We start from the raw sequence: 22,717 nt of genomic DNA on the forward strand, positions 1-22,717 counted from the left end.
CTCAGTCCCCGGCCGCGTGCAGCCCGGCGAGGTATTCCACCGCGAAGCGGTAGCCCAGGATCCCGGCGCCGGCGATCACGGCCTTGCTGATGTCCGAAAGGTAGGAATGGTGCCGGAAAGGCTCGCGGGCGTGAACATTGGTGATGTGCACCTCGACCGTCGGCAGGGCAACAGCGGAAATGGCGTCCCGGATGGCCACGGACGTGTGCGTGTAGGCGCCGGCGTTGAGCACGATTCCCACCGCCTTCCCGCGGGCGGCGTGGATGGCGTCCACGAGGGCCCCTTCATGGTTGGACTGGAAGCACTCGACGTCCAGGCCGTGCGCGGCACCGGCGTCTTTGGCGAGCTGTTCGACGTCGGCCAGCGTCGCCGTCCCGTATTTCTCGGGCTCGCGGGTGCCAAGCAGGTTCAAATTGGGTCCGTTGAGAACCAGGATGGTGCCGCGGCCGGCAACGGTGGCGGAGGTGGCTTCAGTCATGTCTGCAAATCTATCGCGCCGCGGCCCGCGCGCGCCGTTCGTTACTGCCGCATTCTTCGCTGCTGCGGATGTTCCCGCCGCGGCCGCGTCGACAGACAGGACCAACGACGACGGCGGCGCGGCCCACCACGGTGGGCGGCGCCGCCGCCGGACAAACAGGCCAGCCAAACACAGCCGACGAACCCTTATCGGAACGAGCCGGCTATTTCTTCAGCGACTGCGCGATCTGGGCCATGACGGTGTTGTCTGCCAGGGTGGTCGCGTCGCCGACTTCGCGGCCTTCGGCGACGTCCTTGAGCAGGCGGCGCATGATCTTGCCGGAGCGGGTTTTGGGCAGTTCCGGGACCACGAGGATGGTTTTGGGTTTGGCGATCGGGCCGATTTCCTTGCCCACGTGGTTGCGGAGTTCCTGGACGATCGCGTCGCCGGTGTCCACGGCGTCGGCGCGCAGGATCACGAAGGCGACGACGGCCTGTCCGGTGGTCTCGTCCGCGGCTCCGACGACGGCGGCTTCCGCCACCGCGGGGTGGGACACGAGTGCGGACTCGATTTCGGCGGTGGAGAGGCGGTGGCCGGAAATATTCATCACATCATCCACACGGCCCAGCAGCCAGATGTCGCCGTCCTCGTCTTTCTTGGCGCCGTCGCCGGCGAAGTACATGGTCTCGAAGCGGGACCAGTACGTTTCCTTGAACCGCTCCGGGTCGCCCCAGATCCCGCGCAGCATGGCGGGCCACGGTTCGCGGATTACGAGAAAGCCGCCGTGGCCGTTGGGTACGGATTCGCCGAGTTCGTCCACGACGTCCACGGCGATGCCCGGCAGCGGGACCTGGGCCGAGCCGGGCTTGGTGGCCGTGACGCCGGGCAGCGGGGCGATCATCTGCGCCCCGGTCTCGGTCTGCCACCAGGTGTCCACGATCGGTGCGGGGTTTTCCTTCCGCTCGCCGTTCTTGCCGGCGTTGCCGCCGATGACCTCGCGGTACCACATCCAGGCCTCGGGGTTGATGGGTTCGCCGACGGAACCGAGGACCCGGATCGAGGAGAGGTCGGACTTGGCCGGGATGTCCTTGCCCCACTTCATGAAGGTGCGGATCGCGGTGGGGGCGGTGTAGAGGATGGAGACCTTGTACTTCTCCACGATTTCCCACCAGCGGCCCTGGTGCGGGGAATCCGGCGTGCCCTCATACATGACCTGGGTGGCGCCGTTGATGAGCGGGGCGTAGGCGACGTAGGAGTGCCCGGTGATCCAGCCGACGTCGGCGGTGCACCAGTAGACGTCGGTCTCCGGGTGGAGGTCGAAGACCGCCTTGTGCGTGTAGGCGCCCTGGGTGAGGTAGCCGCCGGTGCTGTGCAGGATGCCCTTGGGCTTGCCCGTCGTGCCGGAGGTGTAGAGGATGAAGAGCGGGTGTTCGGAGTCGTGCCCGACGGCGGTGTGTGTGGGGGACGCGGCGCCGACGGTGTCCGCCCACCAGTGGTCCCGGCCCTCGTGCCAGTCCACGGCCTGGCCGTTGCGCTTGACCACCACGACGTTCTGCACGGTATGTCCGGTGCCGTCTCCCTCGTGGGACAACGCCTCGTCGACGGCCGGCTTCAGCGCGCTGGGCTTGCCGCGGCGGTAGGTGCCGTCGGCCGTGACCACGAGCTTGGCCTCGGCGTCGTCGATCCGGGAGCGCAGGGCTTCGGCGGAGAAGCCGCCGAAGACCACGGAGTGGATCGCGCCGATCCGGGCGCAGGCCAGCAGGGTGATGACGGCCTCGGGGATCATGGGCAGGTACACGGCGACGCGGTCGCCCTTGGCCACGCCGAGGGACTCGAACGCGTTCGCGGCCTTCTTCACCTCCTCGGTCAGCTGCGCGTAGGTGTAGGTGCGGGTATCTCCCGGCTCACCCTCGAAGTAGATCGCCACCCGGTCCCCGTTGCCGGCCTCGACGTGCCGGTCCAGGGCGTTGTAGGCGGCGTTGACCTCGCCACCGACGAACCACTTCGCGAACGGCGGGTCGGACCAGTCCAGCGCCTGGGTGAAGTCCTTGGACCAGCTCAGCAGCTCCCGGGCCTGCTTCGCCCAGAAGGCGGGACGGTCGGCGTCGGCCTCTGCGTAATCGGCGGCGGTGACCACTGCATTCGCGGCGAACTCGGCGGACGGCGCGAAACGGCGGTTCTCCTGGGACAGGTTTTCGAACGCATCGCCCTGGGGCGTCTGAGTGGCCGTGGAGCCGGGTGTCTGCTGGGACATGGTGAACCTCATCATTCATCGATCCGGGCTGCGCGGCCGTGCTCGCCACCGTCGCGCCGGGCCGCATGCGCGACGTCGGGCGGCGGCAGACGGCGGCAGTGCCGCTAGCGCTGTCTGGAATCAACACTAATACTTGGTTCCGACCAAACGTGCGCCCCGTCACAAACAGCACCGTGAGCGGTGTTCGTTAAGCGCCGAGTGGTCTGTCCCCGGCGCCGGACGGCGGGCCGGGGCAAGCGTCCGGGATTCGGAAATCTGGGGAATTCTGCTGCGTCCGCCCACGGCTTGTCAGCTAGTGATCGGCCATTCACTTGGCTAGGCTGAGATGAAGTTGTGACATCCGATGGAGGCGACAGGACCGCTGGCGGTCCTGTCCTTGCCTGCCGTTAGACGGCGCTGTCCAGGGCGCCGCCATGCTAAGGAGATACGGAATGAACGAGCAAGACAACGGGCAGCTCCGGGCGCCCGCCCAGAACCAGGGTGGAACGGCGCAGCCGGGGCCCGCCGGGTTCGGGGATGCGCCACGCTTCACGGTGGACAAAAAGATCGGGAAGAAGAACGAAGCCGTCCTCGGCCCGTTCACCATCCGTGACCTCACCGTTTTCGGCTCCACGCTGCTTCTTTTCATCGCCTCACTGATTCCGATGTTTGCCTTCGCCTACAACCTCTGGAACCTGGGCAGCCTCTTCTTCCTGGGCCTGGGCATCGTGCTGCCCCTCATTGTCACCGCGTTGTTTGTGGCCCGCCGCCTCAGCCCGTCGACCAGGATCCGGATCGGATCCCTGTCGATCGACCAGTTCGCGTCCGTTGTAGCGTCCTTCACGCTGGCCTTCTTTTTCCTCGCCGCCGCCGGGGCGTTCGTGCCGAGCATGCTGATCGCGCTCCTGGGCGCTTTGGGGCTCTTCGCCGCCACGGTGCTGGGCCGCTGGATCCCGTTCTTTGCCGGCGACTTCCTGGGCCGGGAGGACGCGCCTGCCCACGTGGTTGCCCGCGAAGCTGTTGTCCCGGTGCGAAAGCCCCGCGCACCGAAGGCGCCGAAGCAACCGAAGCAACCGAAGGAATCCAAATTGACCAAGGACGCTGCGGGTGCAGGCGCAGCCGGGGCGGGCGCCTCTCTGGCGGCCGCATCCGGCCAGGTTGCGTCCGGCGCGGCCGCTTCCGGCCGGGTTGCGTCCGGCCAAGCCGCTTCCGGGGAGGCCGCGGGCTGGGCCAAGCGTCCGGCCACCGGCAGCCAGACGGCCACGCCGGCGGCAACCACACCTGCCGGGGCATCTTCGGCGGGTGCGGCGTCCGCCGCGGCCCCCAGCGCTGCGGCCCCCGGCGCACCGGAGACCCAGATCTCGGGCGTGGTGCCAGCCGCCGGCGCGGCTGCCCCGGCATCTACGGATTCATCGGCGGCCCCGACGCAGGCCCCGGCTCCGGAGTCTGCTTCGTCCGCCGCGGACAAGACCCGGACCGCGGGCGTCCCTGCTGCAGCCGGTGCCGCCGCCGCTGGTGCCGCTGGTGCGGCTGCACAGACCGCTCCCGCCGCGGAACAGACCCAGGCCGGGGAACAGACCCAGGCCGCCGGCGTGCCGGCCGCCACCGGCGGCAGTGCCCCCACTACGGTCAACCCCCAGGTCCGGCCGCAGGAACAGGCCCGGCCGCAGGAACCCATCGGCGCGACCGTTGATCCCGCCAGCCGGCCCGCGGAGGATGATGTCCACCCCGTGCACGAGGCCTTCTGGTTCGCCGTCGCGCAGCCCCGCACCGCCGTCGATGTGCGCACCGGTGCCCCGGCGTTCGTCATTGAACCCGGCGGCTGGGTCCTTGCCCTGGAGGACCGCGGCAACGAGTTCCTGGTCCAGCACACCGACGGCCGGCTCGGCGTTTTGCGGGACCTCAGCAACATCGAACGCGGTTAGTCCGCCGCCGTGACCACGGAATCCGGCAGCTCGGAACCCGGCACCCCGATCCCGGGGAGCGCCAAGCCGGGTGCGCCGCGGGCGTCGGGGGAGTCAATGCTGGCGCTCAAGCGCCGCGCGCGCCGGATCAACCGGGAACTCGCGGAGCAGTACCCCTACGCCCACGCGGAGCTGGACTTCCGCACGCCGTTCGAGCTCGTGATAGCCACGGTGCTGTCCGCGCAGACCACGGACGTGCTGGTCAACCAGATCACGCCCCTGCTGTTCGCGCGCTACCCGGATGCGCGGCGGATGGCGGAGGCGGATCCGGCCGAGCTGGAGGCCATCATCAAGCCCACCGGCTTCTTTCGCGCCAAGGCCAGAAATCTCCTGGCGCTGTGCACCCGGCTGGTGGACGAGTACGACGGCGAGGTGCCGGGCCGGCTCGCGGACCTGGTGACGCTGCCCGGCGTCGGGCGGAAAACCGCGAACGTCGTGCTGGGCAATGCCTTCGGCATCCCGGGCATCACGGTGGACACCCACTTCGGCCGGCTGGCCCGGCGCTTTGGCTGGACCGAGTCGGATGATCCGGTCCGGATCGAGTCGGACGTCGCTGAACTGTTCGAGCCGAAGGACTGGACCATGCTCTCGCACCGCGTCGTCTTTCACGGCCGCCGCGTCTGCCATTCCCGGAAGCCGGCGTGCGGCGCCTGCGCGGTGGCCAATTGGTGCCCCAGCTACGGCATGGGGGAAACCGACCCGGAGAAGTCAAAGAAATTGCTGAAGTACGAACTCGCCCCGGGCCAGGAGCAACTGCTGGCCCGGCTGCTGGCCGAGACTCACCGCGCCGCGGAAATCCGGATGGAATCGCAGAGGAAACAGCCGTGACCGCGCGCCAGGACCTCGTCGAGCTCGTTGCCGCGGTGGAGGCGGGCACGGCGCCGGCCCCGGATCCGCGCTGGCGGGAACTCGCCGTCGAACCCGGCGAGCGGGTCCGTAGGGCGGCGGTGCTGATGCTCTTTGGTGCGCTCGACAACGTCCCCGCTGTGTCCGAGAAGTTGCTGGCTCCGGCCGATTTGGACGTGCTGCTGCTGCAGCGGGCCCAAACGCTGGACGACCATCCCGGGCAGGTGGCGTTTCCCGGCGGCGGCATCGATCCGGGTGAGTCCGTGGTGGACGCGGCCCTCCGCGAGGCGGAGGAGGAGACTGGCCTGAACCCTGCGGGGGTGGACGTACTCGGCGTGATGCCTGAACTGGCCCTGCCCCGGGGCAATTTCCTGGTGACGCCGGTCCTGGCCTGGTGGGCTGCCCAGTCGCCGGTCCGGGTGGTTGACTACGGTGAATCCGCGCAGGTGTTCCGGGTCCCGGTCAGGGACCTGCTGGACCCGGACAACAGGGTGATGGCCACGGTCAGCCGGGCCGGCCAGACATTCCAGAGCCCAGCATTCACCGTCAACGGCGTCGTGGTCTGGGGTTTTACCGGGATGATCCTGAACCAGCTTTTTGAACAGCTGGGCTGGGCCGTGCCGTGGGACCGCGCGCGGCTCTACGGGATTGATGTGTGAAGGCCGCACGGCGCCGGCCTGCCGGCCGGTCCGCTGGCTGTCAGCCGCCGGGCTGCCTGCCGGGCAGCAACGGGGTTGCAGCCATCTAGCCGGCAGCCACCGGGCTGCCTGCCAGGGGAGCCATCGCCCGTCCTCCCGACCTGCTGGAGGCGACCCGCCGGTGAGCGCCGGAATGATCCACAACCAGGCCGGTCGCGGCGTTCTCGCGCACGGCGTTGATGCCCGCCGCCGCGCTCTTGATGGAGCTGAAGAGCGGGGACACGGCCACTACCGTGCCATCCGCCGCCGTCAACCTGAAGAAATAAGCCTTGTCGCCAGCTTGCGCGATCTCAAAAATGCCAGCCAAACCTGTGCCTCCCCAATATCCTTGCGTCGTTGCAATAGCCGGCGGATCGTACGGGAAATTCACCGGCCTTTCCGAGGGTAGCCCGGTGACGGAGCGCACACAACGCTACCGACGGGTACGTTACAGGCGGTGACTTCGGTCACTCATTTGGCATTGTCGTACGAATCGACGACGGCCACGCTGACCGGAAATTCGACCGGAATGCGGCCGAACAAGAGCTCCTTCGCGGCATTTGCGGAGTCCTCGATCGCCTTGATGCAATCCCCGACGGCGGATTCGGGACAGTGGACCATCACCTCGTCGTGGAGGAAGAACACCAGTTCGCCGGCGGCTGCGCCGTCCGACCGTATGGCGCGAAGCCTCCGTCGCAGTTCCGCGAGCCAGCATGCCGCCCAGTCAGCGGCCGAGCCCTGGACCACAAAGTTCCGGGTGAAGCGGCCGCGCGAGCGTGCGATCGAGTCCGCCCGGCGCTGCTCTTCCGCGGTGGTGGAGTGCTGGCTCTGCAGCCAGCGCTCCGACGGCGGCGGGCTGCTCCGGCCCAGGCGCGAAGTCACGGTCCTGCCGGCTTCGCCGTCGCGGGCAGCCTGCTCGACGAAGCCCACGGCGCGGGGGTAGGTGCGGGCCAGCTGGGGCATCAGCCGGCCGGACTCGCCCGTGGTCGCCCCGTAGATTGCTCCAAGGAGGGCCACCTTCGCCTTCGCCCGGTCGCCGCCGAAGCCTTGGGCGGCAATGCCGGCGTAGAGGTCCTTGTCCCGGGCGGCTTCGGCCATTTTGGAATCCTGGGCCAGCGCCACGAGCACGCGCGGCTCCAGCTGCGAGGCGTCGGCAACGATCAGTTTGTGGCCGGGATCGGCGTGGACCGCGCCGCGGACCTGGCGCGGGATTTGCAGCGCCCCGCCGCCCCGCGACGCCCACCGGCCCGAGACCACGCCGCCCACCACGTACTCAGGCTGGAACCTGCCGTCCTTCACCCAGGTATCAAGCCACGCCCAGCCGTTGGCCGCGTGGAGACGGGCCAGTTTCTTGTAGGCCAGCAGCGGCACGATCACGGGGTGGCTGGATTCTTTCAGCTCCCATTGGCGGGTGGTTTTAACTTCGATGCCGTTGCGGTGCAGGGCGCGCATGAGCTCCTGCGGCGAGTCCGGGTTCAGCGCGGGCGACTTCAGCAGCAGCCTCAGTTCGGCCGTGAGCGATTCGAGTTTGGCCGGACGCTGACCGGGAGCCGGGCGGGGTCCGAGGTGTTCTGCGAGAATCTGCTCGTGGAGTTCCTCCCGCCACGGGACGCCGGTGTGCTGCATTTCGGCGGCGATCATGGCTCCGGCGGATTCCGCCGCGAGCAGCAGCTGGAGCCGTTGGCGCCGGCCGGCGTCAGGGACGACGACCGTGCCGGAGGCCGTTCCGGGCGCAGGTCCCGCCTGGCGAAGGGCCTCCTGCTGCGCGGCGTACTCGGCGCGGAGAGCCTCAAGGGATTGGCCGGGACGCCGGCCGGAGGCCGGGGCATCAAACAAGGCCCCTTGTTCCGGCGGCGGGGCAGGAGGCTGCAGCCCCCGCGGGGGCTGGTTCAGCTCGTCGTCCTGGGTCAGCTTCTCCGCCGCCTGCGCGTAGCCGGTGTGGGCGGTGAACTCCGAGTGGGCCAGGATCGAACCGCACAAGGTGAGGTCGTAGCAGCGCTCGAGTTCCACCCCGGCGCGCAGCAACGCGGGATACCAGTCCTGCGTACGGTGCCAGATCCAGCGCGGGTGCCGCTCCTCAAACTCGCGCACAATTCCGGCGAGGTCGCCGGCCCTGACCACACGGGGTTCCGGATTGGAGGGTTCGGGGGCGCCATCGGCCGTGAGCTGCTGCAGTGCCGCGCCGTCGGCGTGGGCAGCGAGCAGCAGATACATAGGATCAATTCTGCCCTGCTCCGGGACGTGGTCTGTGCTCGGTCCCCGGCCGCGGTGCAGGAAAGACGCCGGACTTGTCCACATAGCCCACGACGGCGGTTCCGCTGCGGTCCCGGCCCGGGCACAGTGGCAGCATGAACAGGCACCAGGACCGTGGCCCAGGCTCACCGCCACCGTGGGCGCATGAGCCCTGGACCCCCGGGGATTCCGCGGAAATCCTGCTCGTAACCGGCGCCGATGTGCTGCGCAGCGAGGTGGAACGCATCGTCGCAGCAGCCGGGGGCCAGCTGCGGACGGTGCAGGACGTTGCCGAGGCCGCGCCGTTCTGGGACGCCGCGGCCGCCGTGCTGGTGGGCAGCGACATCCGCGGGTTGCCGCCCCGGCGGAGGACCCCTGCCGTGATGCTCGGCCTCGAAGGTGACGGAGAAGGGTTATGGCATCTGGCCGCCGCCGTCGGGGCCGAACGCGTCGCGGTGTTGCCGGACGCGGCCGCCTGGCTGGCGGAATACCTGAGCCGGTCCCGCGCCCCGGAAGCCGGCGGCCTGGTGCTGGGTCTCACCGGCGGCTGCGGCGGTGCCGGGGCCACGACCGCCGCCATCTGGATCGCGCAGGCCGCCGCCGGGGCCGGGATCCGGGTGCTGCTGATCGACGGCGACCCCCGGGGCGGAGGCCTGGAACTTGCGCTGGCCGCCGAGGAAACCCACGGGCTCCGCTGGCCGGATCTGGCCGGGGTGAGCGGCAGTATCGACCCCGCCCAGCTGGAGGAGTCGCTGCCGGTCGCCGGCGGATTCTCCTTCCTGTCGTGGCCGGGAACCCGTGACAAAGCCGCCGGGGTGGACGCGACCACCGTGGCCGCGGTTCTTGACGCCGCACGCCGCGGCTGCGAATTGGTGGTGCTGGATATCGGCCGGGAACGGGAGGCCCTGCGGGCCTTCGCCGGCGAATGCGACCGGATCATCGTCGTGGCGCCCGCCCGGCTGCGGGCCGCCGTCGCCACGGCCTGGCTGCTGCAGGAGCTTCCACCCGTGGACACCGCGCTCGTGGTCCGGGCCAGTCGCGGCGCCGCTTTGGATGCGCCGCTGATCGCCGGCTCCGTGGGGCTTGTCCTTCAGGGCATCATGCCGGACATCAAGGATCTGGCCGGGGCAACGGAACTCGGCCGCCTTCTCGAAACCGGCCGGCAGCGCGCCGTCCGCCGGTTCGCGGCCGGACTCCTTGAGCTGAACGGCGGAGACGGCTCATGAGTGCCCACGCGGCCGTAGAACCGGCCGGACCGGAACGTCCGGCCCGGCGGGCACCGGGCCGCCGCCGCTCGCAGGGATTTCTCGACCAGACGCTGCTGGAGTCCGTGCGCGAGTCCGTCATGGCCGATGCCTCCCCGGTGACCCCCTCAAGGGTGGCGGCTGCGGTCCAGGCGAGCGGGCGGCTGCTCGGCACGGCCGGCGCCCTGGCCGCAGTGGAGAGCATCAGCGCGGAATTGAACGGCCTGGGCCCCCTGCAACCGCTCACCCGTGATCCCGCCGTGACAGACATCTTTGTCAACGGGCCGGACTCGGTCTGGTTGGACCGCGGCCGCGGTCTGGAAAAGGCGCCGGTCGTCTTTTCCGGGGAACCGCAGATCCGGGCCCTCGCCGCGAGGCTGGTGGCAGCCGGTGGCCGCCGCCTGGACGACGGTTCGCCGTGCGTCGATGTCCGGCTCGACGGCGGCTACCGGGTGCACGCGGTGCTGCCGCCCATTTCCACGGCCGGGACCCTCCTGAGCGTGCGGATCCGCCGGGCCACGGTCTTCTCCATGCCCGAGCTGAAGCGCGCCGGCATGTTCGGGGCCGGGACGCCCGGGAGCCTGGTCCAGTCCGTGCTCGAACGCATGGTGGCGGCCAGGCTGAGCTTCCTCATCAGCGGGGCCACCGGTTCGGGGAAAACCACGTTACTGGCGACACTGCTGGGATTGTGCCACCCGGGGGAGAGACTCGTCCTGATTGAGGACGCCGCAGAACTGAATCCCGTCCACCCGCACGTCGTCTCGCTGGAATCCCGGCACGGAAACCTGGAAGGCGGTGGCGCCGTCGACTTGGGCGAACTGGTCCGCCAGGCCCTCAGGATGCGGCCGGACCGGCTGGTGGTGGGCGAATGCCGCGGCGCCGAGGTCCGCGAGCTGCTCTCCGCGATGAACACCGGACACACCGGAGGCGGCGGGACCATCCACGCCAATGAGGCGGCGGCTGTGCCTGCCCGGCTGGCGGCCCTCGGCGCGCTCGCCGGCATGGGCCAGGACGCGGTACGGCTGCAGGTCGCCAGCGCGATCGACGTCGTCGTGCACGTCGAGCGGACCGAATCGGGCCGCCAGGTGGCGAGCGTTGGAATCATGGAGGTCCTAGACTCGGGCCTCCTTGTCGCCGCCGCACTGGAGATCCAACAGGGCGAGCTCCGCTTCGGCGGAGCCTGGCCGCTGCTGGCGCGCCGTCTCGGCCTGGATCCCGGGTTGGCCGGGGCGGACCCCTCCGAACTGCAGGCGGCGCTGCCGGCAGGACGGCCGCCGGGTTCCGGCCGCGAATCCCTCCAGCCCTGGACGCAGCGATGACCGTCTTCCTCATCGTCGTTTTGGTCCTGGCCGTGTGGCTGGCATTTCCCACCCCGCGCGCGGCCGGCCATCGTACCCGCAGGGCCTTGCACGCCGCGGGCACGCGAGCTCCCGCGGCCTACGGTTCCCCGGGATCCCGTCCAGGACGGGCTGTCGGGGGCATGACCCGTTGGCGCGGCAGGGGATCCGCCGATGCCGGGCCCGTCCCCATGACAGTCCTGGTCCAGCAGTTGGCCGCGCTGCTGAAGGGAGGGCGCATCCCCGCCCGGCTGTGGGATGAACTGTGGGCCCTGTACGGCGGTGACACCGCGCGGGACGGGCCGGCGGCCCAGGCCGCAGTTCACAGCGCCGGCCAGCCCCGCACCGCAAACGGCGCCGGCACGGTCCTCGGCCCGGAGTCCCGCAGGATCCTCGCAGCCGCGCGTGCCGCCGCCCGGCGCGGGTCTTCCGTGGCCGCGGCCATCCGCCGCGAGGTCTCCGCGCTCACTGCCGGTGCGGGCGCCGTCGTCACGGTCACCACGGGTGCCGTCGGCATCCTGGCCCGCCGCGACGTGCGTGTGTGGGGCGAGCTCGCCGCATGCTTTGACACCGCTGAAGCCAGCGGTTGCCCCCTGGCCGATGTCCTGGCGCGCTTTGCCGCCCACCTTGAAACGGAGGACGACGCCGAGGCAGCGCGGCAGACGGCCTTGGCGGGCCCCCGCGCGACCGTTCGTCTGCTGACCTGGCTGCCGCTGTCGGGCCTGGGTCTCGGCCTGCTGCTCGGCGTGGACCCGGTGGCGACACTGCTGGGAACTCCCTGGGGCCTCGCGGCGTTGGCCGCAGGCGTGGCGCTGACCGCCGTCGGCCGGTTGTGGTCCGCAAGGCTCGTCCGCGCCGCGGCGGAAGCACCAACGTGACGCCGCGGTGGTCGCAGTGAGGCCCGAACTTGCCGGATTCGTGATGGCAGCGAGCCTTGCCGGGGCAGCCGCAGTCGTCCTCGCCCGCCCGGGCCGTGTCCGCCGGCGGCTCCGGCGCCAGCTTCGGGCCCCTGCCGGCGGGGCCGGCCGGCGCCCGACGGTCCACGACGCCGGCCGGCACGGACGTCACGGCCTCCCGGGCCTGCGGGACACCGCCATGATGCTGGAACTGATCGGTGCCATGCTGGATGCGGGAGCCGGACTTGGCCGGTCCCTCGACCTCGTGGCCGCCCTCATGCCACCGGAACTCGGGCTGCAGCTTCGGCCGGTTGTGTCAGCCCTCGCAATCGGTGCGGACTGGGGCACGGCATGGCGCAGCTCCGGTGCCCGGGCGCCCCAACTTCAGGCCCTGCGCGACGCTCTTTCCTTCGCCGCGCTTACCGGCGCCCCCTCCTCAGCGCTCCTCTATGCCCAGGCGGCCCGGCTCCGCCGTGAACGCAACAGGGCCGCCGAGCAGCGCGCGGCCGCGCTCGGGGTGAAGCTCGTGGTGCCGCTGGGCCTGTGCTCCCTGCCGGCTTTCGTCTGCCTCGGCATCGTGCCCGTGCTCCTGGGGCTGCTTCGGGCGTGATGCCGGCAGCCCGGGGATCACCCCGGGCCCAAGGTTTATTCAAGTTGCTGGGGGATACCTTTGGGGCAGGCACCGTCGGAGTATGAGCGGTCTCGTGCGTCGGCTTCTCACAGCACCTCCTTGGCGCCTCGAATCCCGGAGTATCTGGGGTCTCGTACTAACTGGGAGCCATGCCAGGGGGGCAGATCAATGATTCGACTGTATAAAGCGGGCGTGATTGCAGCGCTCAACCTACTAGTGTTGACCGGTTTGGCGGTCGGTGCCAGTCCGGCGTCCGCCGCCGTACCGACCTGTCAGCCGGGAGCACCCCAACCGACCAACCAATACCCTGGCACAACGGTGATTGCCACGAACTTCGAGTCCGGAAGCCTCACCACCGCAGGCTTCGCCGCCGCATTCACCGCGGGGACAGGCACTGCCGATGTCTCCTCGGCCCAGCAGCACTCGGGCCGCTGCTCAGCCTTTGTTCACGTCACCACGGATGCCGGGTCGGTGGCCAATTTTTCCGCACCACTTCCTGCCGGAAACAATGAGGTCTACGCCGACGGCTGGTTCAACATCACCAAAGAGGGCGTCGCCGGCAACAACGTCCCGTACTTCCGCTTCTTCAACGGGACTACCCGGTTCATAGACGTCTACCGATCCAACGGCGGCGTCGGCCCGATGTGGCTGCGGGTCGCGGCGCCCGACGGAACCCTCCGATACACCCCGATGAAAGTCAATGTCCCTCTCGGCACCTGGCACCATATCGTCACGCACGTCGTCGCAAATGGGGCCTCCTCCACGGTCGAGGTGATCTTCGACGGCAAACTCCTGTATTCCAGCAAGCAGATCGCCACGGGCTTTACCGCGGTCACCAAGATGCAACTCGGTGCCGAACACCGGCGGCAGGCAGGCGACAGCTTCATTGACGACGTCGTTATCAAGGCCGGAAAGGCGGCCGCCCAGCTGCCCGGAACGTTTGCCCCGATTGCCCCACAACGGTTCCTCGACACCCGGAAAACGGTGCCGGTGGGTGCCGATAAGGCCGTCTCCTTCCAGGTTGCAGGGGCTAATGGGATCCCGGCAAATGTCGCGGCGGTCGTCTTCAACCTGACCGTCACTGAAGCAAAATCCATTGGTTACATCACCGCCTACCCCTCCGGGACAACAAAGCCGGATGCATCCAATGTGAACTTCCGTGCCAACCAAAACGTGCCCAACCTGGTAACGGTCAAGGTGGGTGCGGACGGAAAAGTGGCGCTGTTCAACAGATCCTCCGGCACAACCCACCTCATCGCCGATGTCACCGGCTACTACGTCACGGGGACGCCAGCGACGCCGGGTGCCTTCCAAAGCCTCGCGCCAAAGCGGCTGCTGGACACCCGGTCCACGACGGCGCTTGCAGGGGATTCCACCGTGTCCCTGCAGGTTGCGGGGACCAACGGCATACCGGCAACTGCCGCTGCTGTGGTCTTCAACCTCACAGTGACCGAGCCAACTAGGATCGGCTACATTACGGCCTATGCTTCGGGCTCGGCGCGTCCGGACGCGTCTAACCTCAACTTCAACGCCGGACAGACAGTGCCGAACCTGGTCACGGTCCCCATCGGTCCAGACGGAAAAGTCACACTGCTCAATCGTTCGTTCGGACGTTCGCACCTGATCGCAGACGTTGCCGGCTACTACCTCGGCGGCACGCCGTCAGCCACCGGTGCGTTCAAGGCCACGGGTCCATCCAGGATCCTCGACACCCGAAACGCAACGGCTGTTCGCCCGGACTCCACGGTGTCCTTCCAGATTGCCGGCGCCAACGGCATCCCCTCGAGCGTCCTGGCGGCTGTCTTCAACCTGACGGTCGTGTCGCCCCAGTCCATCGGCTACATCACCGCCTACCCCTCCGGTTCCACCCGTCCGGACGCGTCCAACCTGAACTTCTCCGCCGGACAGACTGTGCCGAACCTGGTCTCGGTCCCCGTCGGCTCAGACGGAAAGGTGACGTTGTTCAACCGGTCCTCCGGATCCTCACACCTCATCGCCGACCTCGCGGGATACTTCCTGCCTTAGGAACGCGGGTGACCACCAACTGAACCCGAGGGGCTGTCGTCGCAGTGCGGACCGCAGCCCCTCGGGTTCAGCCTTGTCTTGGCCCGGGCGAAACGCCGGCGGACCAGGGCTTTGCGTTTGGCGGCCGTTGGCCGCCCGGAATGGGCCAGACACTTCTCCTCCACAGGCCGCCACGACGGCATCTTCGGGCACGTTTTCCACTTAGCTGCCATCGGGGCTTATGGCGCGACGTGCAAGCCGGGAGAGTCGAATCAGCCGGCGATCACGCCGGTGTCCCGTGGAAGGAAAGCAGATGTCAACAAATCAGGACACTCCCGCTGCACGTCGCATTGAAGCAGGGGAGGGCGGCGTTGCGGAGGTCTATGAGATCTACCCCGGCGCCAGCTCGGTTGTTCCCGTTCAACCGCGGGGCCGCACAGGGCCGCCGGCCGCGCAGGCGGGAATGGCTACCGCTGAATATGCCATCGCAACCCTGGCCGCCGTGGGTTTCGCCGGGGTCCTCGTGTTCATCATGCGCAGCGATGAGGTCCGCGGGTTCCTCCTGAACCTCATCCGGACGGCGCTCACGTTGCCATGAACGGACTCTGGCGCGCCCGGGGGAGCGGCGGCCGGGGGGAGCCGCCGCCGACGGGGGAGTGCCGCGGGGCCGTCACTGCTGAGTTCGCCGTCGCGCTGCCCTCGGTCGTTCTCCTGCTCTCCGTGCTGCTCGCGGGTTCGGCGGCCGGGGTGATGCAGCTGCGGGTTGAGGAAGCGGCCCGCGGCGGTGCCCGGGCGGTGGCGAGGGGAGCCGCGGCAGGCGAAGTCGGTGAGATTGTCCGCCGTCTCGCCGGCGACGCGGCGGACTCCGAGGTGACGCACGACGGCGAGTGGCACAGGGTCACCGTTTCCGGCCGGGTCCCCGGGGCCGTTGGCTCCCTGGTTCCCTGGGCCCTCAGCGCCAGCGCGTGGGCGCGTGCGGAGGCTCCCGGCGCGGCACAACGGCCCGGGCTGGACGAGCCCGAACTGAAAGGCGTCTCCCGTTCCCCGTGGCAAGGCGGCACATGATGTCGCCTGCGCCTGCGCCTGCGCCTGCACTTGCACCTGTCCGTGTCCGTGTCCGTGCCCGCGGGCCGCGACCCCGGAGCCCGAAACCCGCCCACGCCCGGCACCGGTGTACGTCTTCAGATCGGGGGTCGGGGACCGTCCTGGCCCTGGGACTCGGGCTGGTGGTCATCATGGCGTTGGCCCTGCTGCTGCTTTTGGCCGAATCGGCCGTCGCGGCATCGAGGGCTGCGGCGGCCGCCGATCTGGCGGCGCTGGCTGCGGCGGATGCCGCGCGGGGCATCACGTCCGGCGAGCCCTGCGCTGTGGCTAGAGAGGTCGCGCTGAAGAACAACGCCACTCTGGCTGCCTGTGCCGAAGGACCGGACGACACCGTTCAGGTGCGCACCGAGTTCAGCGCCGGACCGTTCCTCGGGGCGGCCACGGGACTGGCCAGGGCCGGACCGCCCCCTGCGGCCGGGAACGGGCAGGCACCGTGAAAGATGCACCAACTCCGGCCGTCGCCAGAAGCTGCGAATCCGTCTGCGGCCTGGCGTGCAGCCCTGCCGCCGCCCGGCTCACACGAACGTACCGCCCTGCCGCCCCGGCTCCGAACCTGCCGGCCGCCGCCCACGAACCGGCCGCTGAGACGTGGTCAGGCGCGGAGCGGCTGGGCGGGCTGATCGTCCGGGGTCCCGGCCGCGGCGGCCGTTGTTCCGGGATTGCCGGCGTGCATGAGGTCGGTGGCGTCTTGGAGCAGCACATCGATCAGTGTGACGGCAGCGTCCTTGTCGAGCGGGTTGTTCTTGTTGCCGCACTTGGGTGACTGGACGCAGGAGGGGCAGCCGGACTCGCATTCGCAGGCCTTGATGGCGTCGCGCGTGGCGGTCAGCCACAACCTCGCCTTGTCGTATCCGCGTTCGGCGAAGCCGGCCCCGCCGGGATGGCCGTCGTAGACAAAGATGGTGGGCACTCCGGTATCGGCGTGGATGGCCGTGGACACTCCGCCGATGTCCCAGCGGTCGCTGGAGGCCACCAGCGGAAGGAGTCCGATGGCCGCGTGCTCGGCAGCATGCAGCGCTCCGGGGAACTGTGCCTCGATCAGCCCAGCGCCGGTCAGCGAGCGGTTGTCCATGACAAACCAGACCGCCTTGGTAAACAGGTCCCTGGCGCCCAATTCCAAGGGTTCTTCGCCGAGGATCTCGTTCGAAATTAACGCCTTGCGCTGGAAGGAGACCACCTGTGTTGTCACTTTCACATCGCCGAAATGCACGGCCACATCGCCCCATTGGGTGGTGCGTTGCGTTTCAAGGACCTCGATCTGGGTCACGTCCCGGGCGGTCGTGTAGTAGTCCGGGTTCGCCCGCCGCACCACCACACAGTGATCGTCCTCATTCAGGTCTTCGACCACGTAGCTGTCGCCCTGGTGGACATAGATGGCCCCTGTGTGGGCCTGGTAATGGGTCTGCGGCGAATCCATGGTGCCGAGCAAGGAGCCCGTCTCCGCGTCCACTATGCTCACCGGACCTCCGCCGTCGGCCCGGAGGTTCACCATGGCTGCGGCATTTTGCGGATGGGTCCAAAACCATCCTGCCGGCCGTTTGCGCAGGTAGCCCTGCAGGACCAGGCGGTCCAGCAGCTTCTCAGCGGTGGCCCCGAAGAGCTCCAGTTCGGCGAACCCGAGGGGCAGTTCCGCGGCGGCGGCGCACAGGTGGGGGCCCAGAACGTATGGATTGGAGGGATCGAAGACCGTGGCCTCCACCGACACGTCGAAAATCGCCTCGGGGTGGTTCACCAAGTAGGTGTCCAGCGGGTCGTCGCTGGCCACGAAGGCCGCGATCGCGTCCTGGCCGGCGCGGCCCGCGCGGCCGATCTGCTGGAACAACGACGCGCGGGTGCCCGGCCAGCCTGCGACCAGGACTGCATCGAGACCGGAAATGTCAATGCCCAGCTCCAGCGCGGACGTGCTCGAGACGCCCAACAGTTCACCGGAGCGCAGCGCCTTTTCCAGGGCCCGCCGCTCCTCCGGCAGATAGCCCGAGCGGTACGCGGCCACACGCTGGGGCAGGCTGGGATCCACCTCGTCGAGGAGGCGTTTGGCGATGGAGGAAATCGACTCTGCCCCGCGCCTGGACTTGATGAACGCAATGGTCCTGGTCCGGGAGGACACCAGGTTGGCCAGCAGGTCGGCGGTCTCGGCGACTGCAGTCCGGCGCTCCTTGGCACCGTTTTCGCCCCGGAGTTCGGTCAGTGCCGGCTCCCAAAACGCCACCGTCGTAGACCCGTGGGGCGAACTGTCTTCGGAAACGGCCCGCACGGGCGCGCCGATCAGCCGGCCGAAGGACTGCCCGGGTTCAGACGCCGTGGCGGACGCCGCGATGAACACCGGTCCGGGATGCGAGCCGCCCGGGCTGTAGTAGGCACAGATCCGACGCAGCCGGCGCATGAGGTTTGCCACATGGGAGCCGAAGACGCCGCGGTAGCTGTGGGCTTCGTCCACGATCACGTAGCGGAGGCGCCGGAAGAACCTGGCCCACCAGGCATGGTTCGGGAGAATGCCGAAGTGCAGCATGTCCGGGTTGGCGAGGATGAAGTTCGCGTGGTCCCGGATCCAGCGCCTGGACGCGGGATCGGTGTCGCCGTCGTAGGTTTCGGCCCGGACTGTGGGGAGCTTCAGTGCCCTGATCGCTGCGAGCTGGTCGGCGGCGAGCGCCTTGGTCGGGGACAGGTAGAGGGTCACGGCCCCGTCGTCGTGGATTTTCCCGGGATCGGACAGGACCCTGAGCTCGGAACGGTGGATCGCGTCCAGGGCCGGCAGCTGATACGCCAGGGACTTGCCGGACGCGGTGCCGGTGGCGATGACCACGTTCTCTCCGCCGTGGGCCAGTTCGGCGGCCCGGACCTGGTGAAGGTAGGGCTCGTGGATGCCCAGGGAACCGTAGGCTGCCACGAGATCCGGGTGCGACCACTGTGGCCACGGCGCATTGACGGCCTGGCGGGCGGGGATCGTCCGCACATGACGCAGCTGTTCCGGGTCCGGACCTCGGCCCAGCAACGGAATCAGGGACTCATGCGGGTTCACTCACATATTCTTTCATCCGCCCTCAAATCGCCCATGCCCGGCACTCAGCCCGGCACGCAGCCCGGCAGGCGCTGCGGCTTCGCGCGGTGGCTTCGGCGCGGCTGCCCGGCAAACGCGTTGCCCCGGGCGCAGGCCCGCCGGACGGCCGGCGCTCGCGGCGCCTCAGCCCACGGACAGGTCGGCCCCTTCGTCGGACGTCGACAACATCAGGACGTGGCACACCTCGCGCCAGCCGAGGTGCGAATAGAGTTTTTGGCCGTCCAGCGAGGCGAGCAGCAGCCCGGAGTCGACGTCGTGTTCGAACGCCTGGGCTGCCAGGGCCTTCATGATGAAGCTGCCCAGCCCCCGCCGCTGGTAAGCCTCTGACGTCACGATGTTGTCGAAGATGGCGGTATGTCCCACCACAAACACGCGTCCGCTCGCGGCGACGTCCTCGCCGGCGCTGACCACCGCGTGGTGGACGCCGTCGGTCCGGGACGTCTCGAGCCTGAGGTCGTCATCCGAAAGCCAGGGGTCCTCCGAATCCTGGGTCTCCATGTCCACGATCATCATGGTTTGGGAGGCCGAGGTGACATGCAGCCCATTCCGCTGCCCCAGTATGGTGAATCGGGCCACATCGTTGGTGAGGATGGTGAGGACCCGGGCCGGCGCTTCGGCCGTCTTTGCCGCCAGCGCCTCGAACTCCGCGTCGGACGGATCGTAGGCGAAGTACTCCCATTCGTGGGTGGTGTCACCGCGAAAGGCCGCGGGGAACCTGCCCTCCCTGCGCGTCTCATATCCGCGGCAGCCGGCCCATCCGGCAACCCAGATTTCCAGCAGGTGAGTGGTGTCTTCAACCATGGCGTCAAGACTCATGTGATGAGCGTATTCCAGCAGTGCCACAAGCAACAGGGGCCGGGTCGGGGGAAGCCGCTTGCTTATCCAATTGTGACTGTCGCCCGGCCGCCCGCCCCAGCAAGTACCCTTAAAAGCGTGGCTTTGAACAGGATTGTCCTCTTTTACGGATTCACCCCCCTGCCTGACCCGGACGCCGTCCGGCTCTGGCAGCGCGCCCTGTGCGAAAAACTCGGACTAACCGGCCGCATCATCCTTTCCAAGGACGGCATCAACGCCACGGTCGGCGGAGAACTGAACGCCGTGAAGCAGTACGTCAAAACCACGCGCGAGTACAAGGGCTTCCAGGGCATCGACGTGAAGTGGTCCGATGGCGGCGCGGCGGACTTCCCGCGGCTCAGCGTCAAGGTGCGGGACGAAATCGTCTCCTTCGGCGCCCCGGGCGAACTCAAAGTCGACGCCGGCGGAGTGGTGGGCGGCGGAACCCACCTCAAACCCGAGGAACTCCACGAACTCATTGAAGCCAAGAAACAGCAGGGCGACGAAGTCGTGTTCTTCGACGGCCGGAACGGGTTCGAGGCCCAGATCGGCAAGTTCAAGGACGCCGTCGTTCCCGATGTCGCCACCACCCACGACTTCATCAAGGAACTCGACTCCGGCAAATACGACGCCCTCAAGGACAAACCGGTTGTCACCTACTGCACCGGCGGCATCCGCTGCGAGGTGCTGTCGAGCCTCATGGTGAACCGCGGGTTCAAGGAGGTCTACCAGCTCGACGGCGGCATTGTCCGCTACGGCGAGGCCTTCAAGGACCAGGGCCTGTGGGAGGGCTCACTGTATGTGTTCGACAAGCGCATGCACGTCGAGTTCAGCGGGGACGCCAAGACGATCGGCGAGTGCGTCCGCTGCTCGGCACCCACGAGCAAGTTCGAAAACTGCTCGAATCCGTCCTGCCGGACCCTGACGCTCTATTGCGCCGGGTGCGCCGCGAGCCCCGATACCCTGCGGTGCCCCGAGGGCTGCGCCGCCTGAGGCGCGAGCCGGACATTCGGCCGGCCGGGAACCCTCAGATGCGGCTCACCCGGTACGCAAAGTTTGCCGGTGCGTTCGCATCCACTTTGATGGAGAGCGACGCATCTGCGGCCAGTTGCACCACGTTCACCCTGGACGTCCCGCACCGGAGGCTCAGGTCCACGAGTTCGTTCTCACCGTTCTCGATGGAAAAGGACACGCGGCGGGTGCTCCGGCAGGCCAGGGTCAGGGCGTAAGTACCCTTGGGCAGCTGGGCTGTAGTCTCCTTGCGCTCCTCGTCCGCCTCCAGCGTCCCGAAACCCGTCTGGAAGACCTGCCCCTCGGCGTCGGGCAGTACGGCATCGACCCAGTCATCCAGTTCCTCGCCCGTCACCGGCTCGTTGAGATGGGGGTCCTGGGGCAGGGCGGCGTCAGTGGTCGGCGGCGGGGCAGCGGAGGTCGATTCATCGTCCCAGTGGTCGGCGCTGTATTCATAGGCGCAGCCGGACAGGGCTGCCCCGAGAAATACCGCAACTGAAAGCACCACGGCGGCCGCCGGGGTGCGCCGTCGCGGCACCCTGCTCGCCGGCACAGTTGGCATACCCTGAGATTAGGGCGGCCCGGAATCAAACGCCAGAGGCCAAAGGTCCGGGTCGGACAGGCCTTCAGGGGGCGCCGGGCCGGACGCCACGAACCGGGCTGCGGCGGGTGCTACTCGGACGACGCCAGGTGGTACGCGTAGAGAAGCGGGGCATCCACACTGGACGTGCTGAGCGTGACCTTGCCCGCGGCGGGCACTTTGATGCGGGCGGTTTCGCGGCTGCCGTTGCAGGCGGCTCCGGCTTCGGCGAGCTGGCTGCCGTCCAGGCTGACGGCGAAGAACGCCTTCCCGCCGCCGTCGCAGGTCATGGTCAAGGTGTAGGTGCCGGCGGGAACGCCGGACGCGGTCCGGACGATCGGATCCCGGTTCAGGATTTTTCCGGCATCCTCCAGCACTGTTCCCGGGGCGGAGGGCAGCGCGGTGGCCTTCCACGCCGGGACATCGGCGCCCTCAATCGAACCGGCCGGGGAACATGCCGCTGCAGCCAGTACGACGACGGCGGCGGCCACGCCGCTGAGCGTCCGCCTTGCCAGGCGGGCGGCCGGGACGTGGGAGGAAGGGAAAACCATGCCTCAAACTTACCGTCTCGCAGGCTCCCCTCCGGCCGCGCCGACGTCCCGGGCGCCCTATCCCTGCGGGCCCTTGACTTTGACGCTGCGTCAAAGTTTAGAGTCGAAGCGACGGCCGGCAGCAGCCGGTCGGCACGGTAACAGCGGGGGGTCCGAGGAACGCGGGCCTCGAAGGAGCAGAAGGGTGGAGGCATGGACTGGTCCGTTCAGCAGGTCGCGAAATTGGCCGGCACCACCGGCCGGACTTTGCGTCACTACGACGACATTGGCCTGCTCAGGCCGAGCCGCACCGGCAACAACGGCTACCGGTACTACGGCCAGGAATCCCTGGTCCGTCTGCAGCGGATCCTGCTCCTGCGCGACCTGGGGCTCGGGCTGCCGGCGATCGCGGACGTGCTCGGCAACGAGGCGGACGCGGATCATGCACTGGGCCGGCACCTGGCGTGGCTGCTGCAGGAACAGGACAGGCTGGGGCGGCAGATTGCCGCGGTCCGTCACACCATTGAGGCATTGCAAACGGGAGGAAAGATCATGGCGGAGGAAATGTTCGACGGTTTCGACCACACCAAGTACCAGGAGGAAGTCCAGCAGCGGTGGGGCAAGGACGCCTATGCAAAGTCCGACGCCTGGTGGCGCAGCATGGGGGCCGGGGAGAAGGCTGCCTGGACGGAACAGTCCCGGCAGCTCGGTGCCGAGTGGACGGCTGCTGCGGCGTCGGGAGCCCCGGCGGACAGCGCGCAGGCGCAGGACCTGGCCCGGCGCCACGTCGAATGGCTCAGGGGAATCCCCGGCACGCCGGCGTCACCCGCAGCGGGCGGCAGCCCGGCGGCAGGTGGTGGCATCAAGGGGTACGTGACGGGGCTCGGCGAGATGTACGTGGCCGATCCCAGGTTCGCCGCCAACTACGGCGGTGAGGACGGCGCCGCCTTCGTCCGGGACGCGCTGAAAATCTATGCCGAGAACGAGCTCTAGCCGGACCCGCACGCCCCAAGCCCAGCCCCGGCGCTGACGGGGCCAACCCAGGTCCCACCCCCGGGCCCGGCCCCCGGACTAAACTT

21 protein-coding genes are annotated in these 22,717 nt (G+C 68.8%); 13 read left to right on the forward strand and 8 right to left on the reverse strand.

Annotated elements, in window-relative coordinates:
• Nucleotide 1: 1 nt before the first annotated feature.
• Nucleotides 2-478: a type II 3-dehydroquinate dehydratase gene (aroQ, locus tag AC1DDH_RS02425; RefSeq protein WP_230009056.1), complete on the reverse strand. Its 477-nt coding sequence runs from the start codon at nucleotides 476-478 to the stop codon at nucleotides 2-4.
• 202 nt (nucleotides 479-680) lie between these two features.
• Complete coding sequence (gene acs / locus AC1DDH_RS02430) at nucleotides 681-2,711, reverse strand: acetate--CoA ligase (protein WP_476872248.1); 2,031 nt, start codon at nucleotides 2,709-2,711, stop codon at nucleotides 681-683.
• Between the two features lie 431 nt (nucleotides 2,712-3,142).
• Here acs and AC1DDH_RS02435 point away from each other — a divergent pair, with 431 nt between their 5' ends.
• From AC1DDH_RS02435 to AC1DDH_RS02445, 3 genes are all read left to right on the forward strand, one after another.
• Nucleotides 3,143-4,615 carry a hypothetical protein gene (locus tag AC1DDH_RS02435; protein ID WP_476872249.1) on the forward strand — a complete coding sequence of 491 codons (1,473 nt, stop codon included), beginning with the start codon at nucleotides 3,143-3,145 and terminating at the stop codon, nucleotides 4,613-4,615.
• 96 nt (nucleotides 4,616-4,711) lie between these two features.
• Nucleotides 4,712-5,482: an endonuclease III gene (nth, locus tag AC1DDH_RS02440; protein WP_230008030.1), complete on the forward strand. Its 771-nt coding sequence runs from the start codon at nucleotides 4,712-4,714 to the stop codon at nucleotides 5,480-5,482.
• Nucleotides 5,479-6,159 (forward strand): NUDIX hydrolase, encoded by a 681-nt coding sequence (locus AC1DDH_RS02445; protein ID WP_476954770.1) that lies wholly within the window; start codon nucleotides 5,479-5,481, stop codon nucleotides 6,157-6,159. Before nth ends, AC1DDH_RS02445 begins: the two co-directional genes overlap by 4 nt.
• Nucleotides 6,160-6,244: 85 nt before the next feature.
• Here AC1DDH_RS02445 and AC1DDH_RS02450 read toward each other — a convergent pair whose 3' ends face one another.
• Both AC1DDH_RS02450 and AC1DDH_RS02455 read right to left on the reverse strand, forming a co-directional pair.
• On the reverse strand, nucleotides 6,245-6,568 hold the full coding sequence (locus AC1DDH_RS02450; protein WP_308288883.1) for a YegP family protein: 324 nt from the start codon (nucleotides 6,566-6,568) through the stop codon (nucleotides 6,245-6,247).
• Between the two features lie 80 nt (nucleotides 6,569-6,648).
• Nucleotides 6,649-8,391, reverse strand: coding sequence for a bifunctional 3'-5' exonuclease/DNA polymerase (locus tag AC1DDH_RS02455; protein WP_476850243.1), 1,743 nt, complete (start codon nucleotides 8,389-8,391; stop codon nucleotides 6,649-6,651).
• Nucleotides 8,392-8,525: 134 nt separating this feature from the next.
• Here AC1DDH_RS02455 and ssd point away from each other — a divergent pair, with 134 nt between their 5' ends.
• From ssd to AC1DDH_RS02495, 8 genes are all read left to right on the forward strand, one after another.
• A complete protein-coding gene (gene ssd / locus AC1DDH_RS02460; protein WP_476887251.1) occupies nucleotides 8,526-9,635 on the forward strand; it encodes a septum site-determining protein Ssd in 1,110 nt (369 codons plus the stop codon).
• Nucleotides 9,632-10,972, forward strand: a complete 1,341-nt coding sequence (locus AC1DDH_RS02465; RefSeq protein WP_476954771.1) for a TadA family conjugal transfer-associated ATPase — start codon at nucleotides 9,632-9,634, stop codon at nucleotides 10,970-10,972. Before ssd ends, AC1DDH_RS02465 begins: the two co-directional genes overlap by 4 nt.
• A 161-nt stretch (nucleotides 10,973-11,133) precedes the next feature.
• Complete coding sequence (locus tag AC1DDH_RS02470; protein ID WP_476954772.1) at nucleotides 11,134-11,868, forward strand: hypothetical protein; 735 nt, start codon at nucleotides 11,134-11,136, stop codon at nucleotides 11,866-11,868.
• A 16-nt stretch (nucleotides 11,869-11,884) separates the two neighbouring features.
• Entirely contained in the window at nucleotides 11,885-12,496 is a 612-nt protein-coding gene (locus tag AC1DDH_RS02475; RefSeq protein WP_476954773.1) for a type II secretion system F family protein, read from the forward strand.
• Between the two features lie 339 nt (nucleotides 12,497-12,835).
• Nucleotides 12,836-14,542: a hypothetical protein gene (locus AC1DDH_RS02480; protein WP_476954774.1), complete on the forward strand. Its 1,707-nt coding sequence runs from the start codon at nucleotides 12,836-12,838 to the stop codon at nucleotides 14,540-14,542.
• Between the two features lie 250 nt (nucleotides 14,543-14,792).
• Nucleotides 14,793-15,119 (forward strand): DUF4244 domain-containing protein, encoded by a 327-nt coding sequence (locus tag AC1DDH_RS02485; protein WP_476850273.1) that lies wholly within the window; start codon nucleotides 14,793-14,795, stop codon nucleotides 15,117-15,119.
• The gene (locus AC1DDH_RS02490; RefSeq protein WP_476859265.1) at nucleotides 15,116-15,586 is read left to right on the forward strand and encodes a TadE family type IV pilus minor pilin; all 471 of its coding nucleotides are present in this window, start codon (nucleotides 15,116-15,118) and stop codon (nucleotides 15,584-15,586) included. Before AC1DDH_RS02485 ends, AC1DDH_RS02490 begins: the two co-directional genes overlap by 4 nt.
• Nucleotides 15,586-16,062: an Rv3654c family TadE-like protein gene (locus AC1DDH_RS02495; protein ID WP_476954902.1), complete on the forward strand. Its 477-nt coding sequence runs from the start codon at nucleotides 15,586-15,588 to the stop codon at nucleotides 16,060-16,062. The genes AC1DDH_RS02490 and AC1DDH_RS02495 overlap by 1 nt, the downstream gene beginning before the upstream one ends.
• 155 nt (nucleotides 16,063-16,217) lie before the next feature.
• On the opposite strand, the gene AC1DDH_RS02500 is transcribed toward AC1DDH_RS02495, so the two are convergent.
• Nucleotides 16,218-18,644 carry a DEAD/DEAH box helicase gene (locus tag AC1DDH_RS02500; protein ID WP_476855528.1) on the reverse strand — a complete coding sequence of 809 codons (2,427 nt, stop codon included), beginning with the start codon at nucleotides 18,642-18,644 and terminating at the stop codon, nucleotides 16,218-16,220.
• 162 nt (nucleotides 18,645-18,806) lie between these two features.
• Entirely contained in the window at nucleotides 18,807-19,499 is a 693-nt protein-coding gene (locus AC1DDH_RS02505; protein WP_223913610.1) for a GNAT family N-acetyltransferase, read from the reverse strand.
• A gap of 117 nt (nucleotides 19,500-19,616) precedes the next feature.
• On the opposite strand from AC1DDH_RS02505, the gene trhO reads away from it, so the two are divergent.
• Nucleotides 19,617-20,510, forward strand: coding sequence for an oxygen-dependent tRNA uridine(34) hydroxylase TrhO (gene trhO, locus AC1DDH_RS02510; RefSeq protein ID WP_028277710.1), 894 nt, complete (start codon nucleotides 19,617-19,619; stop codon nucleotides 20,508-20,510).
• Nucleotides 20,511-20,544: 34 nt separating this feature from the next.
• Here the strand turns inward: trhO and AC1DDH_RS02515 are convergent, their stop codons facing one another.
• Nucleotides 20,545-21,090, reverse strand: a complete 546-nt coding sequence (locus tag AC1DDH_RS02515) for a DUF6023 family protein (protein ID WP_476872256.1) — start codon at nucleotides 21,088-21,090, stop codon at nucleotides 20,545-20,547.
• A gap of 110 nt (nucleotides 21,091-21,200) precedes the next feature.
• Nucleotides 21,201-21,659 carry a hypothetical protein gene (locus AC1DDH_RS02520; protein WP_223913613.1) on the reverse strand — a complete coding sequence of 153 codons (459 nt, stop codon included), beginning with the start codon at nucleotides 21,657-21,659 and terminating at the stop codon, nucleotides 21,201-21,203.
• A 192-nt stretch (nucleotides 21,660-21,851) separates the two neighbouring features.
• Here AC1DDH_RS02520 and AC1DDH_RS02525 point away from each other — a divergent pair, with 192 nt between their 5' ends.
• Nucleotides 21,852-22,631 (forward strand): MerR family transcriptional regulator, encoded by a 780-nt coding sequence (locus AC1DDH_RS02525; protein WP_476954775.1) that lies wholly within the window; start codon nucleotides 21,852-21,854, stop codon nucleotides 22,629-22,631.
• Nucleotides 22,632-22,717 lie beyond the last annotated feature (86 nt).

The organism is Arthrobacter sp. 10T425 (assembly GCF_056393985.1).